This is a genomic window from Pseudomonas sediminis (genome assembly GCF_002741105.1).
Classification (GTDB): Bacteria; Pseudomonadota; Gammaproteobacteria; order Pseudomonadales; family Pseudomonadaceae; genus Aquipseudomonas; species Aquipseudomonas sediminis.
The window spans coordinates 362556-378157 of record NZ_NIQU01000004.1 but is presented as its reverse complement, the minus strand read 5'-3'; the positions used below and the strand labels follow the sequence as shown (position 1 = coordinate 378157).

The 15602-nt window shown below is 64.3% G+C and carries 15 protein-coding genes; 10 read left to right on the top strand and 5 right to left on the bottom strand.

The genetic code is table 11. The annotated features are described in order from the left end of the window. Positions 1–47 precede the first annotated feature (47 nt). The 4 genes from ehuA to ehuB form a co-directional block, all read right to left on the bottom strand. Positions 48–827: an ectoine/hydroxyectoine ABC transporter ATP-binding protein EhuA gene (gene ehuA / locus CDO35_RS12380; RefSeq protein ID WP_099525030.1), complete on the bottom strand. Its 780-nt coding sequence runs from the start codon at positions 825–827 to the stop codon at positions 48–50. A 41-nt stretch (positions 828–868) separates the two neighbouring features. Beyond that, positions 869–1531 carry an ectoine/hydroxyectoine ABC transporter permease subunit EhuD gene (ehuD, locus tag CDO35_RS12375; RefSeq protein ID WP_017676297.1) on the bottom strand — a complete coding sequence of 221 codons (663 nt, stop codon included), beginning with the start codon at positions 1529–1531 and terminating at the stop codon, positions 869–871. Next, the gene (gene ehuC, locus CDO35_RS12370) at positions 1528–2187 is read right to left on the bottom strand and encodes an ectoine/hydroxyectoine ABC transporter permease subunit EhuC (protein WP_099525029.1); all 660 of its coding nucleotides are present in this window, start codon (positions 2185–2187) and stop codon (positions 1528–1530) included. The genes ehuD and ehuC overlap by 4 nt, the downstream gene beginning before the upstream one ends. Positions 2188–2250: 63 nt before the next feature. Next, positions 2251–3096 (bottom strand): ectoine/hydroxyectoine ABC transporter substrate-binding protein EhuB, encoded by an 846-nt coding sequence (gene ehuB / locus CDO35_RS12365; protein WP_099525028.1) that lies wholly within the window; start codon positions 3094–3096, stop codon positions 2251–2253. Between the two features lie 246 nt (positions 3097–3342). On the opposite strand from ehuB, the gene ehuR reads away from it, so the two are divergent. The 6 genes from ehuR to CDO35_RS12335 all read left to right on the top strand — a co-directional run bounded on the left by ehuR (position 3343) and on the right by CDO35_RS12335 (position 9811). Next, positions 3343–4740: a MocR-like ectoine utilization transcription factor EhuR gene (gene ehuR / locus CDO35_RS12360; RefSeq protein ID WP_099525027.1), complete on the top strand. Its 1398-nt coding sequence runs from the start codon at positions 3343–3345 to the stop codon at positions 4738–4740. Positions 4741–5009: 269 nt separating this feature from the next. After that, complete coding sequence (gene eutB / locus CDO35_RS12355) at positions 5010–5981, top strand: hydroxyectoine utilization dehydratase EutB (RefSeq protein ID WP_099525026.1); 972 nt, start codon at positions 5010–5012, stop codon at positions 5979–5981. 9 nt (positions 5982–5990) lie between these two features. Next, positions 5991–6968, top strand: coding sequence for an ectoine utilization protein EutC (gene eutC, locus CDO35_RS12350; RefSeq protein WP_099525025.1), 978 nt, complete (start codon positions 5991–5993; stop codon positions 6966–6968). A 57-nt stretch (positions 6969–7025) separates the two neighbouring features. Next, entirely contained in the window at positions 7026–8216 is a 1191-nt protein-coding gene (gene doeA / locus CDO35_RS12345; protein WP_099525024.1) for an ectoine hydrolase DoeA, read from the top strand. A 4-nt stretch (positions 8217–8220) separates the two neighbouring features. Beyond that, positions 8221–9225: a N(2)-acetyl-L-2,4-diaminobutanoate deacetylase DoeB gene (gene doeB, locus CDO35_RS12340; protein ID WP_099525023.1), complete on the top strand. Its 1005-nt coding sequence runs from the start codon at positions 8221–8223 to the stop codon at positions 9223–9225. Between the two features lie 109 nt (positions 9226–9334). Continuing rightward, on the top strand, positions 9335–9811 hold the full coding sequence (locus tag CDO35_RS12335; protein ID WP_075744671.1) for an Lrp/AsnC family transcriptional regulator: 477 nt from the start codon (positions 9335–9337) through the stop codon (positions 9809–9811). 225 nt (positions 9812–10036) lie between these two features. Here CDO35_RS12335 and choX read toward each other — a convergent pair whose 3' ends face one another. Continuing rightward, complete coding sequence (choX, locus tag CDO35_RS12330; RefSeq protein WP_099525022.1) at positions 10037–10963, bottom strand: choline ABC transporter substrate-binding protein; 927 nt, start codon at positions 10961–10963, stop codon at positions 10037–10039. Positions 10964–11362: 399 nt separating this feature from the next. Here choX and CDO35_RS12325 point away from each other — a divergent pair, with 399 nt between their 5' ends. The 4 genes from CDO35_RS12325 to CDO35_RS12310 all read left to right on the top strand — a co-directional run bounded on the left by CDO35_RS12325 (position 11363) and on the right by CDO35_RS12310 (position 15601). Then, complete coding sequence (locus CDO35_RS12325; protein WP_425048538.1) at positions 11363–11734, top strand: C40 family peptidase; 372 nt, start codon at positions 11363–11365, stop codon at positions 11732–11734. Between the two features lie 155 nt (positions 11735–11889). Next, complete coding sequence (locus CDO35_RS12320) at positions 11890–12540, top strand: 7-cyano-7-deazaguanine/7-aminomethyl-7-deazaguanine transporter (protein ID WP_099525020.1); 651 nt, start codon at positions 11890–11892, stop codon at positions 12538–12540. A gap of 200 nt (positions 12541–12740) precedes the next feature. Continuing rightward, positions 12741–14204: an NAD-dependent succinate-semialdehyde dehydrogenase gene (locus CDO35_RS12315; protein WP_099525019.1), complete on the top strand. Its 1464-nt coding sequence runs from the start codon at positions 12741–12743 to the stop codon at positions 14202–14204. Between the two features lie 20 nt (positions 14205–14224). Next, on the top strand, positions 14225–15601 hold the full coding sequence (locus CDO35_RS12310) for an aspartate aminotransferase family protein (RefSeq protein ID WP_099525018.1): 1377 nt from the start codon (positions 14225–14227) through the stop codon (positions 15599–15601). Position 15602 lies beyond the last annotated feature (1 nt).

Below are 15602 nucleotides of genomic sequence, written 5' to 3'. Positions count from 1 at the left end.
GGAAACGGCAGAGAGCTCTGATTGCTCCCCGCCTCCCACAGTGCGCCTCAGTGCGCTTCGTTCACCGCGCTGAGAAACGCCTTCGTCCTTTCCTGCTGCGGGTTGCCGAACAGTTGATCCGGTGTGCCCTGTTCATGGATGCAGCCCTGGTGGAAGAAGCACACGCGGTCAGCGAACTCGCGGGCGAAGCCCATCTGGTGGGTGACCATCAGCATGGTCAGGTTGTGCTCGCTGCCCAGGCGGCGGATGACGTTGAGCACTTCGCCGCATAGCTCGGGATCGAGCGCCGAGGTCACCTCGTCGAACAGCATCACCTTGGGCCGCATCGCCAGCGCACGGGCGATGGCCACGCGTTGCTGCTGACCGCCGGATAGCTGCGATGGGAAATGGCGCAGCTTTTCGCCCAGGCCGACCATCGCCAGCAGATCCTCGGCGCGTTCGGTGGCTTCTTTTCTGCCCATGCCGAGCACCTGCATCGGTGCCTCGATCACGTTCTGCAGCGCGCACATGTGCGGGAACAGGTTGAAGCTCTGGAATACCATACCGATCTTGCCGCGCACCTTGCGCTGGTGGCTGGCGCTGGCCGGCACCAGGCGGCCGTCGCGACCGGGCATGTGAGTCAGCGGCTCGTCATCGACGGCGATTACGCCTTCGTCGATGCTCTCCAGAGTCATCAGCGCGCGCAGCAGGGTCGACTTGCCCGAGCCGCTGGGGCCGATGATCGCCACCTTCTCGCCGGGAGCGACATCCAGATTGAGCTTGTTGAGTACGGTGAGGTTGCCGTAACGCTTAGTCACGTCGGTGAAGCGGACGATGGACTGGTTCATGGAGGAACTCCCTGCGGCGTCTTTAGAGTTTAGAAAAGCAGTCATCGGGCAGTGACCTCCAGGCGATCTTCCACGCGCCGCACGCACCAGGCCAGGGCCAGGCTGAGCAGCAGGAAGAAGAGACCGACCATGGTGATGGGCTCGAGGTAGCGGAAGCTCTCCGAGCCGATGTTCTTGGCTTGTTGCATGATTTCCACCACGGTGATGGCCGACAGCACCGGGGTGTCCTTGAGCATGGCCACCAGATAGTTGCCCAGCGCCGGCAGGATCGGCCGCAGTGCCTGCGGCAGGATGATCTGCCGATAGGCCGACAGCGGCGACATGTTCAGCGCTGTCACCGCCTCCCACTGGCCGCGCGGCACCGCGTCGAGGCCGGCGCGATAGACCTCGGCGGTGTAGCAGGCGTAGTGCAGGGCGATGCCGAGGATGCCTGCCTGCAGCGCGGTGAGGTTCAGTCCGTAGTTGGGGAACACGTAGAACAGGAAGTACACCTGGATCAGCAGCGGCGTGCTGCGGATGAACTCGATCAGTCCGGCCACCGGCCAGGACAGCCACAGGTGCTTGCTGCGTCGGGCGATGGCCAGCAGCAGGCCGAGCACGATGGCAATGGCGAAGCCGGCGAAGGTGATCAGCAGGGTATTGAGCGAGGCCTTGAGCAAATCCGGGAGGATGCTCAGGGCGAAATCCCAGTCGAAGAAATTCATTGCAGGCCTCCGCGCATCCGGCCACGGCTCAGGCGTTTTTCCAGCAGGCGCATACCGAGGTTGATCACCTGGGCCATGAGGAAATACAGGACCAGGGCCAGAGCGAAGATCTCCAGGGTCATGAAGGTCGCCTGATCCAGCTGACGGGCGCGGAAGGCCAGGTCAGACAGGGTAATCAGCGACACCAGCGAGGTGTTCTTCAGCAACTCGATCAGCAGGTTGGTGCCCGGCGGGATCGCTGCCAGCAGTGCCTGCGGCAGGATGATGCGCAGGAAACGCTTCGACGGCCGCATGTTCAGCGCGGTACAGGCCTCGTACTGACCCTTGGCCACCGAGCGGATGGCACCGCGCATCACTTCCGCGCCATAGGCGCCGATATGCAGGCCGAGGCCGACGATGGCCACGGTGAAGGCGCTCATCTCGACGTTGAACGGTGGCATCGGCAGCACGAAGTACAGCCAGAACAGCTGCACCAGCAGCGAGGTGCCACGGAAGATCTCGATGTAGGTGATCGCCAGCCAGCGCAGCGGAGCGATGGGCGACAGCCGGCCGAGGGCGGCGATAACAGCCGAGACGATGGCCAGCAGCGAGCCCCAGAAGGTGACTTGCACGGTGACCCAGGCGCCTTGCAGCAGCAGGGGAAGAAGATCGGTCATGAATGTCTACCGCTCTATGCACGAAAGCGCGCCGCTCACCGGAGTGCGCGGCGTGTCCGTTCATTACTGGCCGCAGAGTTCGGCGGCGGTCTTGTCGGTGATGTTGGACTGGTCGAAACCGAAGGGCTTGACCGTGGCCAGGTGCTCTTCGCTGCCCAGCCACTTTTTCAGCTCGGCATTCACCGCATCGCGCAGGTCCTTGTCTTCCGGGCGGAAGGCCAGGGCACCATAGCCGGTGTGGGCTGGATCGTCCTTGAATTCGGCGATGGCTTCGACGCTGTCGCCGCCCTTGTCGGCCAGACCTTTCATGGTCAGCTGAGTGCCGACTGCAGCGTCGGCGCGACCGGCGCGTACGGCCTGCAGCTGTGCGGTGGTATCCGGCACCTGGAGGATCTGGTCATCGGTGATGCCGGCGCTGCGGGCATAACCGAGGTTCACCGTGCCGGACATGATCGCCACCTTGGCGCCGCTCTTGGCGATGTCCTCGTAGCTGTGCAGGTCCTTCGGGTTGCCGGTTTTCACCAGCAGGGTATCGGGCAACTGGTAGTGCGGGTCGGTGAACAGCACCTGCTTGCAGCGCTCGGGGGTGATGTACATGCCGGCGGCGATCAGGTCGAAGCGGCTGGCGCGCAGGCCGGGGATCAGCGAACCCCACTCGGTGAGCACCGGGTTGATCTTCTCGACGCCCATGCGTTCGAAGATCTTCTTGACGATCTCTGGCGACTCGCCGGTGACGCTGCCGTCGAGGGCGGTATAGGCGAATGGCGTTTCATTGGCGTAGCCGATACGCACGCTGCTGCTGTCCTTGACCTTGTCCAGGGTCGAGGCCTGGGCACCGGCAGCGAGACCGGTGAGCAGGGCGCCGGCCAGTGCGAGGCGGCCGAAGCGGGAGGTGATAACGCTACTCATCTTGGTGTTCTCCTGTTTCTTGTAGTCCGCCAACGGCGGCGTGCTGTGTTAGGAGGCAGGTAAATCAAGAGCGTTGGTGCGCAGTAGGCCTGCGCCGGGTGGTGTTCTTTTGAGTTGCCTGAGGCACTGTTTTCCACCCTTGGGCCGAGCATACAAAGGCTTTTTTGGCTACGGCATTGCACTAGGACAATTGAATCGTAACGCCTCACGCGGGATGCTTGAACGCAGTTGCCGGAGGAGCCATCGATGCACAACTGGAAGAAGGCCCTGGCCAGCGCTCGCCCGGGCGAATCGAAATACAAGCTGCTGGTACAGGCAGTCGCCGCCGATATCGAACAGGGTACCCTGATCGACGGCCAACGGTTGCCGCCGCAACGTCAGGTTTCAGATGCGCTGGGCATCAGCGTGCAGACCGTGACCAACGCCTACAAGGAGTTGGAGCGTCAGGGCCGCGTGCGCTGCGAGGTGGGCCGTGGCAGCTTCGTCTCACGGCGCACCAGCGAGCGCGTGGCCACCAGCATGCTCGATCAAACCGAGCAGGCGCTGATGGACTTCTCCAACGCGCGCATCCTGCATACTGCCGATCACGACCGCTTGTGGCGACAGACCTGCCTGGAGCTGGCGCAGGAGCCGGACCAGCCGTGGATCCATGCCTTCCGCCCGATTGCCGGCATGCAGCATCAGCGCGAGGCCGCGGTGCGCTGGCTGGCGCGCCTGGGCATGGATGTCGGCATCGAGGATGTGCTGCTGACCAGCGGTGCCGCTCATGCCATCTTCCTCGCCCTAGCCACGCTTGCTGGCCCGGATGACGTGGTGCTCTGCGAAGGCCTGACCGATCACGGTGCCATCGGCAGCTCGCAGGTGCTCGGCTTCACCCTCAAGGGCCTGGAGATGGATCGCTACGGCCTGAACCCTGAGCACTTCGAGGACATGTGTGGCAACGAGCGGATCACCGCGCTGGTCTGCACGCCGAACCTGAACAACCCGACCAGCGCACTGATGCCCGACGAGCGCCGCCGGGAGATCGCCGAGATCGCCCGCCGCTATGGCGTGTACATCATCGAGGATGACGTCTACGGCCCGCTGCTGGCCGGCCAGCAGGCCACGCGGCCGCTCAGTCATTACGCGCCGGAGCTGTCGTTCTACTGCACCAGCATGACCAAGTCGGTGCTCACCGGTCTGCGGATCGGCTACCTGGTGATGCCCAAGCGTCTGGCCCTGCGCACCGAGAGCATTCTGCGGGTCAACAGCTGGATGGCGCCGTCGCTGCTCGGTGAGATCGCCACGCGCTGGATCGACTCGGGCGAGGCTGAGGATCTGGTGCAGTTGCAGCGGCAATTGCTGGCCAACCGGCAGGCGCTGGTGGAGCAGGAGCTGGGTGAGCACCTGATCGGCAACCACCCCTATTCGCTCAACAGCTGGCTGCGTGTGCCCGAAGGATGGGAAACCGACGGCCTGCTGCGCGAACTGCGCCGGCGCAACGTCGCGCTGACCTTGCCCGATCCCTTCGTCCCGCCCGGTATGCCACGGCCGCGCGCGGTGCGCCTGTGCGTCGGCGCCGAATGCAGCGAAGCGAAGATGCGCCAGGGCGTGCAGATCGTGCGTGACGTCTTCGAGCAGTACCCTAAGGTGCATGATTTTTAGCGCTGTTGAAGAGCTTCGCGGCTGAAGCGGAATGCCGCCCAGCCGCCCCTACAATTTTGCCCATCATGCCGATCAGCCCCTCCCGCTTGCGGGAGAGGGCTACAAGCTGTTGCGCGCGGCGCACCCTACGGTCGACGGGGCTGTAGGGTGCGCCGTGCGCACCGATTTCCACACGGTACAAACGCCCAGATAAAAAATCGTCCTAGTACATTCAGCCACTCAATTTCCCGCTCATACACTCGGCCGCACACCTTCTCGGAACGTGCGCCATGTCTTCCATCACCGCCGATGATCTACTCAAGGCCCGCCAGCGCATTGCCGGCCTGGTGCGCCAGACGCCGCTGGAACATTCGCCCAGCCTGAGTCGCCTGGCCGGTGTGCCGGTGTGGTTGAAGCTGGAGTCGCAGCAGGCCACCGGCAGTTTCAAGCTGCGCGGCGCGAGCAACGCGGTCGCGCAGCTGGATGCCGAGCAGAAGCGCCTCGGCGTGGTTACGGCCTCCACCGGCAACCATGGCCGTGCGCTTGCCTTCGCCGCCTCGCAGCAGGGCGTGAAGGCCATTGTCTGCCTCTCCGAGCTTGTGCCGCAGAACAAGGTGCGTGCCATTCGCGAGTTGGGCGCCGAGGTGGTTATCAAAGGCCGCAGCCAGGACGATGCCCAGCTCGAAGCCCTGCGTATCGCCCGCGAGCAGGGCGCCGCATTTATCCCACCCTTCGACCACCCGCATGTGATCGCCGGCCAGGGCAGCCTGGGCCTGGAGATTCTCGAACAATGCCCGGACGTCTGCGAAGTGCTGGTACCGCTTTCCGGCGGCGGCTTGTTCGCCGGTGTGGCGCTGGCGATCAAGGCGGCCAGCCCGGCCATTCGGACCCACGGCATCAGCATGCAACTGGGTGCGGCGATGCACGCCAGCCTCGAGGCTGGTGAGCCAGTCGAGGTGGAGGAGCTGCCGACCCTGGCCGACTCGCTCGGCGGCGGCATCGGCCTGGACAACCGCTTCACCTATTCCATCACTCGCGAGCTGTGCGATCAGGTTCACCTGCTCGACGAGGCCTCCATCGCCCGCGGCATCCGCCACGCCTACCGCGAAGAAAGGCTGGTGGTCGAGGGCGCCGCAGCGGTCGGCATCGCCGCTTTGCTCGATGGCCTGATCGAACCGCGTGGCCCGGTGGTGGTGGTGATCAGCGGCCGCAACATCGACATCGACCAGCACCTGCGCGTGCTCAATGGCGCCGACGCCTGAGGAGCCTCCATGGCCAAGACCCTGATTCTCAACCAGGCTGACCTGCGCGACTGCGTCGGCCTCGACACCGACAGCCTCGCGGTGGTGGAAAACGCCTTCCGCCTGCTCGCCACCGCWGCGGTGGCGATGCCGCCGATCCTGCGTCTGGACGTGCCCGAGCACAACGGCGAGGTGGACGTGAAGACCGCCTACCTGCCCGGCGTGGCGCATTTCGCGATCAAGGTCAGTCCCGGTTTCTTCGACAACCCCAAGCTTGGCCTGCCCAGCCTCAATGGCCTGATGATGCTGTTCTCGGCACGGACCGGCCTGGCCGATGCGCTGCTGCTGGATAACGGCTACCTCACCGCCGTGCGCACCGCGGCTGCTGGCGCCATCGCCGCCAAATGGCTGGCCCGCGAAGATGCCAAGGTGGTCGCCATCCTCGGTGCCGGTGAGCAGGCGCGCCTGCAGTTGCAGGCGCTGCGCCTGGTGCGTGAGGTGCGCGAGGTGCGTATCTGGGCGCGTGATCCCGCCAAGGCCCAGGCCATGGCTGCCGAGCTGGACGATGCGCGTGCCGTGGACAGCGTCGACGCGGCGCTCAATGGTGCCGATATCGCCATCACCACCACGCCCAGTCGTGAGCCGCTGATCCAGCCGCAACACCTGCGCTCCGGCCTGCATATCACCGCCATGGGCTCGGATGCCGAGCACAAGAACGAGATCGCCCCGGCGGTGCTGGCGCGGGTCGATGCCTATGTCGCCGACCGCCTGAGTCAGACCCGTGTGCTCGGTGAGCTCAATCACGCCATCGCCGCCGGCCTGGTTGCTGCGGATGCTGATTTCGCCGAGCTCGGCCAGGTGATCGCCGGCCAGCGTCCCGGTCGCACCGCGCCCGAGCAGATCACCCTGTGCGACCTGACCGGCACTGGAGCACAAGACACCGCCATCGCCAGCCTCGCCTACCAGCGCGCTGTCGCGGCCGGCAAAGGCCTCAGTTTCGATTCCTGAAACCTGCGGGCGCGGCACGCCGCGCCTGAATAACCGTTCCATCACGAGGGCAACGCAATGTCCGAAATCGTCGTCAACCTCCCCTTCAGCCGGGAGGAATATGCCCAGCGCCTGGCCAAGACGCGCAGCGCCATGCAGGCCAGGGGCATCGAGCTGCTGATCGTCACCGATCCGTCGAACATGGCCTGGCTCACCGGCTATGACGGTTGGTCGTTCTACGTGCACCAGTGCGTGCTGCTGGCGCTCGATGGCGAGCCGGTCTGGTACGGCCGCGGCCAGGATGCCAACGGCGCCAAGCGCACAGTGTTCATGCAGCCGAGCAATATCGTTGGTTACCCCGATCACTACGTGCAGTCCACCGAGCGCCACCCGATGGACTACCTGTCCAAGGAGGTCATCGCCGCCCGTGGCTGGGACAAGCTGACCATCGGCGTCGAGCTGGACAACTACTACTTCAGCGCTGCCGCCTATGGCTCGCTGCAGCGCAATCTGCCGAATGCGCGCTTCGTCGATTCGACTGCGCTGGTCAACTGGCAACGGGCGATCAAGTCGCCCACCGAGATCGGTTACATGCGCATCGCGGCGAAGATCGTCGAGCAGATGCATGCGGCGATCTTCGACAAGATCGAACCGGGCCTGCGCAAGAACGAGCTGGTGGCCGAGATCTACCGCACCGGCATCCTCGGTGCAGACGGCCATGGCGGCGACTATCCGGCCATCGTCCCGCTGCTGCCCACCGGCGCCGATGCCAGCGCGCCGCACCTGACCTGGGACGACTCGCCGATGATCAGCGGCGCCGGTACCTTCTTCGAGATCGCCGGTTGCTACAAGCGCTATCACTGCCCGCTGTCGCGCACCATCTACCTGGGCAAGCCGCCGCAGCATTTCCTCGACGGCGAGAAGGCCGTGGTCGAAGGCATCGCCGCCGGCCTGGAAGCAGCCAAGCCGGGCAACACCACCGGCGATATCGCCCGCGCCTTCTTCAAGGTGTTGGAGAAGTTCGGCATCCACAAGGACAGCCGCTGCGGCTACCCCATCGGCATCAGTTATCCGCCGGACTGGGGCGAGCGCACCATGAGCCTGCGCCCGAGCGACGAGAGCGTGCTGCAGCCGGGGATGACCTTCCACTTCATGCCTGGCCTGTGGCTGGACGACTGGGGCCTGGAAATCACCGAATCGATCCTGATCACCGACAGCGGCGTGGAAACCTTCTGCGACGTGCCGCGCAAGCTGTTCGTGAAGGACTGACACCATGACCGACGTTCTGCGCGACAACCCCATCAGCCCCACGGTCGACTTCGACCGTGACGGCGTGCAACACGGTTACCTCAAGCTGCCCTACTCCCGCGACGATTCGGCCTGGGGCGCGGTGATGATCCCGCTCACCGTGGTGAAGAACGGCAGCGGCCCCACCGCGCTGCTTACCGGTGGCAACCATGGCGACGAATACGAAGGCCCGTTGGCGTTGAGCAAACTGGCCCAGCGCCTGCGCGCCGAGGACGTCACTGGCCGGGTGATCATCGTGCCGTTCATGAACACCCCGGCGGTGCAGGCCGGCACCCGCACCTCGCCCATCGACAAGGGCAACCTCAACCGCAGCTTTCCCGGCAAGCCGGACGGCACGGTGACGCAGAAGATCGCCGATTACTTCCAGCGCAGCCTGCTGCCCATGGCCGACGTGGTGCTGGACATCCACTCCGGCGGCAAGACCCTGGATTTTTTGCCCTTCGCCGCCTGCCACATGTTGCCGGATGCGGCCCAGGACGCCGCCTGTGCCGCCGGTATGCGCGCCTTCGCCGCGCCCTACTGCATGCGCATGCTGGAGCTGGACGCGGTGGGCATGTACGACACCGCCGCCGAGGAACAGGGCAAGGTATTCGTCACCACCGAACTGGGCGGCGGCGGTAGCAGCACGGCGAAAAGCCTGGCCATCGCCGAGCGTGGCGTGCGCAACCTGCTGATCCATTTCGGCTTGCTGCAAGGCGAGATCGAGGCGGGCGAGTCGGTGATGCTGGACATGCCCGACGGCGACTGCTTCGTCGCCAGCGAAGACGATGGCCTGCTGGAAATGTGCCGCGACCTCGGTGATACCGTGGAGAAGGGCGAGGTGATCGCGCGGGTGCACAGTGCGCGTCGTACTGGCGCACCAGCCACCGAGTACCGTGCCAAACGCAGCGGCCTGCTCGCTGCGCGGCACTTCCCCGGGCTGGTGAAAAGTGGTGATACCCTCGCGGTCATTGCCGAGGTGGTGGACTAGAAGCGGATCGCCATCCGGCTGCATCGTTGTAGGAGCGGCTGGGCGGCATTCCGCTTCAGCCGCGAAGCTGTCGCCTGCCAGCGTCCTAACCAATCAACCGAGGCCCCCGATGCACAAGCTTGACCGCTATGACCTGAAGATTCTGCGCATCCTCTCCGAGGATGGGCGGATCACCAAGTCGGCGCTTGCCGAGGCGATCAACCTCTCGGTGACGCCGGCCTGGGAACGGGTGCGCAAGCTGGAAAGTGCCGGGCTGATCAAGGGCTACCGCGCGCAGATCGACTGGGCAGCGCTATTTCGCAGCCAGCAGGTACTGGTGGAAATCACCCTCGCCCGCCACACCGCGCAGGATATGCGCCGCTTCGAGCAGCGCCTGAGCGAGGCGCCGGAGGTGGGCTTCTGCTACGCCACCGGCGGCGGTGTCGATTACATCGCGATGATCCGCGCTCGCGATATCGATCACTACCAGCGCTTCATCGACCAGTTGCTGCTCGAAGACCTGGGCATCGAGCGCTACTTCACCTACATCGTCACCAAGACCATCAAGGCGGACACGGCGGGTGCGCCTGCCGAGCTGGACGACTAACGCACGCCAACCACCAGATGCCGAACGCCCGTAGGGTGGGTTAGCCGTCGCCGGAGTATTCGAGCATTTCGCCATGTTGGTTGCGGCGTAACCCACCATCGGAGCAACACGTTTTATTGCCTGGTGGGTTACACGACGCGCCACGATGGTGGGCATCGTCGACTGGCGTTCAGCGTCGCTAACCCACCCTACGGGAAGTGGTTCGACCGACACTGGAATACTGTATTAGAGCTTGCCTTTCACCGCCGCCAGCCCTTCACCGCCATCACGGGTTTTCACACCCTCCAGCCAGCCATCGAGCACCTGCGGGTTGGTCTTGATCCAGTTCTTGATCGCCGTGGCGTTGGCTACCTTGCGGTTGAGCACGTCGTCCATGATGGTGTTCTCCATCTCCTGAGTGAACTTCAGGTTGGTCAGCAGCTTGCCCACGTTCGGACACTCTGCCACATAGCCCTTGCGCGCCAGGGTGTTGACCGAGCCAGTGCTGCCGAAGAATTTCTCGCCGCCCTTGAGGTACTGCATGTCGAACTGCACGTTCATCGGGTGCGGCGTCCAGCCGAGGAACACCACGAACTCGTCGCGCTTCACCGCGCGGCCAACCTGAACCAGCATCGCCTGCTCGCTGGATTCCACCAGTTGCCAGTCGCCGAGGCCGAACTCGTTACCGGCGATCATCTGGCGGATGTAGTCGTTGGCCGGCGAGCCCGAGCCGATACCGTAGATCTTCTTGCCGAACTTGTCGGCGAATTTGGCGAGGTCGTTGAAGTCCTTCACCCCGGCTTCATAGGCGTAGGTCGGCACGGCCAGGGTGTATTCGGTGCCGCCAAGGTTCTCCACCACCTTGTCGATCTGCCCGCTGGCCACGTAGCGGTCGTAGTCATGCTGGCCTGCCGGCATCCAGTTGCCGAGAAACACATCGACCTGCCCTTTCTGTAGTCCGGCGAAGATGATCGGCACGGCCAGGGTGCGCGTCTGCGCTTTGTAGCCCAAGCCGTCGAGCAGCAGGCTGGCGATGCCATTGGTCACGGCGATATCGCTCCAACCGGGATCGGCCAGGGTCACCGTGGAACAGCTGGTGTTTTCGGTCTGCGCCTGGGCGCCGTGGGCGAGTGCCAGGAGCGAGGCGCCGAGCAGGAAAGCTTTGAGCGTCATGAGTGAATCCTTTCCGAAGATGAGTCGCTCCGCGACCTTAACGGCCGAGGGTTAGAGGCTCAACCTCCGAGTCGTGATTGGACGCGATTGGTTGGGAATACGAAGGTATCAGCGGTAAACCGTTCGTCGGCTCGTCTCCTTGGAAATGAACCAAAGACTTTTCCTGGCAGTCCGTCTCCGGGATGGGCAGGAGGCTCGTTTCCGATGCAATGCCTTGATTCGGAAGGGCTTCCGCGCAAAGGCCAATCACCAGGGTCACTGGGTTTGAATAAGTTCTTCATGTCACTTTGCCTGGGAGGCGCTCTTTTACTGGGAATTTGTACCCAAGCCTCCGCCACCTTTCGTATCCACACCCTTCCTGCCAGCGCGCCAGCGGTTGCGCCAAAACCGTCCAGCGAAGTGATCGACCGCGCCCTCGGCGCGTTGGGCACGCCTTATCGCTGGGGTGGTACCAGCCTGCGCCACGGTTTCGATTGCAGCGGCCTGGTGCAATACGCCTTCAAGACTCAGGACGACCTCGACCTGCCGCGCACCTCCCGCGCGCTGTCGCGCCTGGACGCACCTTCGGTGAGGCGCAGTGATCTGCAGCCGGGCGATTTGCTGTTCTTCCGCATTCGCAGCCGCTCGGTGGATCACGTGGCCATCTACATCGGTGAGGGCCGCTTCGTCCACGCGCCGCGCCGTGGCACCAACGTGCGTATCGACTTCCTCAACAACTCGTATTGGCAGCGGCATTTCCAGCTGGCCAAGCGGGTGGTGCCGGAAGCCTGAGTCAGCGGCGGCGCGACCTTCCATCCGAGCGGTTTTGTCATCTGCGGGAAAACCTATCCCGCGGGTCAACAACGCGCTAGAATGCGCGCCGCTCGCGGCCATGTCGGCTGCGGCAGTGGGTTCCCTAACCCCACTCCATGAAAAAGGACATCGACATGACCCTGATTCCTGCGTCGGTCAGTCGGCCCGTGCTGGCCGGCCTGATCGCCTTCCATATCCTCATCATCATCGCCAGCAACTACCTGGTGCAGCTGCCGATCACCCTGTTCGGCTGGCATACCACCTGGGGCGCGTTCAGCTTCCCGTTCATCTTCCTGGCCACTGACCTCACCGTGCGCCTGATCGGCAAGCATTCCGCGCGTGTGGTGATCGCCCGCGTGATGCTGCCGGCGCTGGTGGCCTCCTACGTGGTGTCGGTGCTGTTCCATGAAGGGGTATTCGGCGGTCTGGCGACGCTGGGCGAATTCAACCTGTTCGTCTTTCGCATCGCCGTGGCCAGCTTCCTCGCCTACGCCTTCGGCCAGTTGCTCGATATTCAGGTGTTCGACCGCCTGCGCAAGATGCGCCAGTGGTGGGTCGCGCCGACGGCCTCGACCATCTTCGGCAACCTGCTCGATACCTTCCTGTTCTTCTCGGTAGCGTTCTGGCGCAGTGACGACCCGTTCATGGCTGCCAACTGGGTGGAAATCGCTACGGTGGACTACGTGATCAAGCTGGCGATCAGTCTGATCCTCTTCGTGCCGCTGTATGGCATGTTGCTCAGTGCCATCATCCGCGCCCTGCCGCAGCGCACCGCTACGGCCTGAGCTAAATCCGTAGCCCGGATGTAATCCGGGCGTGTTGCGTGTTCTGTCCCGGATTGCTTCCGGGCTAGGGCACCTCAGAAACCGCCCTTTCATCCGCCCGCTTCAGAAAAAACTGCGGTCATGTGGTGCCGGCTTGGAAAAAACGCCAAGCCACCCTTCCCTAGCATGTCTCCCATGCCCATCGGCCCGGAGACATCGCCATGCCCCTCGACCATCCCCTGCTGTTCAAATCGCTGTGCTATGTCGACGGTCACTGGCTGCACAGTGACGACGGCGCCAGCATTGCCGTGCACAACCCTGCCGACCAGAGTGTGATCGGCCATGTGCCGATGCTTGGTGAGCAGCAGCTCGTAGCTGCAGTGGACGCCGCCCAGCGCGCCTTCGCCGGCTGGCGCGAGCAGAGCCTGGAAACCCGCGCCGGCTTGCTGCGGCGCTGGGCCGAGCTGATCCTGCAGCATCAGGAAGACCTCGCGCGCATCCTCAGTCAGGAGCAGGGCAAGCCGCTGGCCGAAGCCCGTGGCGAGATCCGTTACGCCGCCAGCTTCATCCCCTGGTTCGCCGAGGAGGCGCGCCGGCTCTACGGCCAGACAATCCCCAGCCATATCCCTGGTGCCCAGCTCGGTACGGTGAAGGAGCCAGTGGGCGTCTGTGCCCTGCTCACGCCGTGGAATTTCCCCAGCGCGATGATCACCCGCAAGGCCGCCGCGGCGTTGGCCGCCGGTTGTACCGTGGTGGTCAAACCGGCGCACGAGACGCCCTATTCCTCCTTTGCCCTGGCGCAACTGGCCGAGGAGGCCGGCCTGCCAGCCGGTGTGTTCAACGTGGTATTGGGTGAACCGCAGATGGCCATGGAAACCCTGGTCAAAGATGCCCGTGTGCGCTCGGTGAGCTTCACCGGCTCGACTCGCGTGGGCAAACTGGTGCTGCAGGCGGCTGCTGAGGATGTGAAGAAGGTGGCGCTGGAACTGGGCGGCAATGCGCCGCTGATCGTTTGCGCCGATGCCGATCTCGATCACGCCGTGCAGGTGGCGCTGGATGCCAAGTTCCAGACCTCCGGCCAGGACTGCTGCGCCGCCAACCGCATTCTGGTCGAGCGCCCTGTTTATGAAGAATTTCTACAGCGCTTCGCCAAGGCCGTGCGTGGCCTGCGCGTCGGCCCTGGGCATGACGCGCGCAACCAGATCGGTCCGCTGATGCACCAGGCTGCGCTGGATGCCACCGCCGCTCGGGTCGCCGATGCCATCGAACAGGGCGCGCGCCTGCTGGCCGGTGGCGAACCGCATGCTCTGGGCGGCTGGTTCTGGCAGCCGACGCTGCTGGCCGACGTCACCGACGCCATGCGCATCTACCGTGAGGAGAACTTCGCCCCCATCGCCGGTGTACGCGCTTTCGACACCCTGGACCAAGCCGTGACCATGGCCAACGACACCGAATACGGTCTGGCCGCCTATATTTGCTCCAACCGAGTGGATGTCGTCCACCCGCTGATCCGCCGCCTCGACCACGCCATGGTCGCGGTCAACGGCACCAAGTTCACCGGCCACCCGATCCCCTTCGGTGGCATGAAAGCCTCCGGCCTCGGCCGCGAGGGCGGCACGGAAGGCTTCGAGCCCTTCGTCGAAACCAAATACTTCTGCATTCATCATCAGGGCCAGCGCTACTGAGCCCAACCGGAGGATTTTCCATGAGCCATTACGACGAGTTGTTCGCCCAGGACCGTGCCCACTTCATGCACCCGTCCACCCACGCCCATGACCACGCCAGTGGCGCGCTCAAGGGGCGCATCATCAAGAGTGCGTCGGGTATTCGCATCAAGGATCACGAAGGCCGCGAGCTGCTCGACGCCTTTGCCGGCCTGTACTGCGTGAACATCGGTTACGGCCGTACCGAGGTTGCCGAAGCCATCTACAAGCAGGCCAAGGAGCTGGCTTACTACCACACTTACGTGGGCCACTCGACCGAGGCCATCATCGAACTGTCGGCGCGCATCATCGACTGGGCGCCCAAGGGCATGAAGAAGGTCTATTACGGCCTGTCCGGCTCGGACGCCAACGAGACCCAGATCAAGCTGGTGCGTTACTACAACAACGTGCTCGGCCGCCCAGCGAAGAAGAAGATCATCTCCCGCCAGCGCGGCTACCACGGCTCGGGCATCATGACTGGTAGCCTCACCGGCCTGGCCAGCTTCCATCAGCATTTCGACCTGCCTCACGCGGACATCAAACACGCCGCCTGCCCGCACTTCTACAAGGCGCCGGCCGGCATGGACGAAGCGGCCTTCGTGCGCCACTGCGCTGAGGATCTGGAGCGTCTGATCCTCGCCGAAGGCCCGGACACTGTTGCCGCCTTCATCGGTGAGCCGGTGATGGGTACCGGCGGCATCATCGTGCCGCCCACCGGTTACTGGCAGGCGATCCAGGCCGTGCTGGCCAAGTACGACATTCTGCTGATCGCCGACGAGGTGGTCTGCGCCTTCGGCCGTCTGGGCACGCCGATGGGCAGCCAGATGTTCGGCATGCAGCCGGACCTGATCACCACCGCCAAGGGCCTGACCAGTGCCTACGCGCCGCTGTCGGCAGTGATCGTCGGCGAGAAGGTGTGGAACGTGATCGACGAGGCTTCCAGTCGCGATGGCGCAATGGGCCATGGCTGGACCTACTCCGGTCATCCGATCTGCGCCGCGGCTGCGCTGGCCAACCTGGATATTCTCGAAAAGGAAAATATCTCCGCCAACGCCGCCGATGTTGGCGCCTACCTCAACCAGCAACTGCGCCAGACCTTCGAAGGTCATCCCCTGGTGGGCGAAGTGCGCGGTGTCGGCATGCTTGCCGCGCTGGAGTTCATGGCTGACAAGGAGGCGCGCACGCCATTCGATGCCGCGCTCAAGGTCGGCCCGCGGGTCTCTGCTGCCTGCCTGGAGCGCGGTATGATCGCCCGCGCCATGCCGCACGGCGACATTCTCGGCTTCGCCCCGCCGCTGGTACTGACCAAGGCCGAGGCAGACGAGGTGGTGGGCATCGCCAAGGCGGCGGTGGATGCGGTGGCGAGCGAGGTGCTTTGAG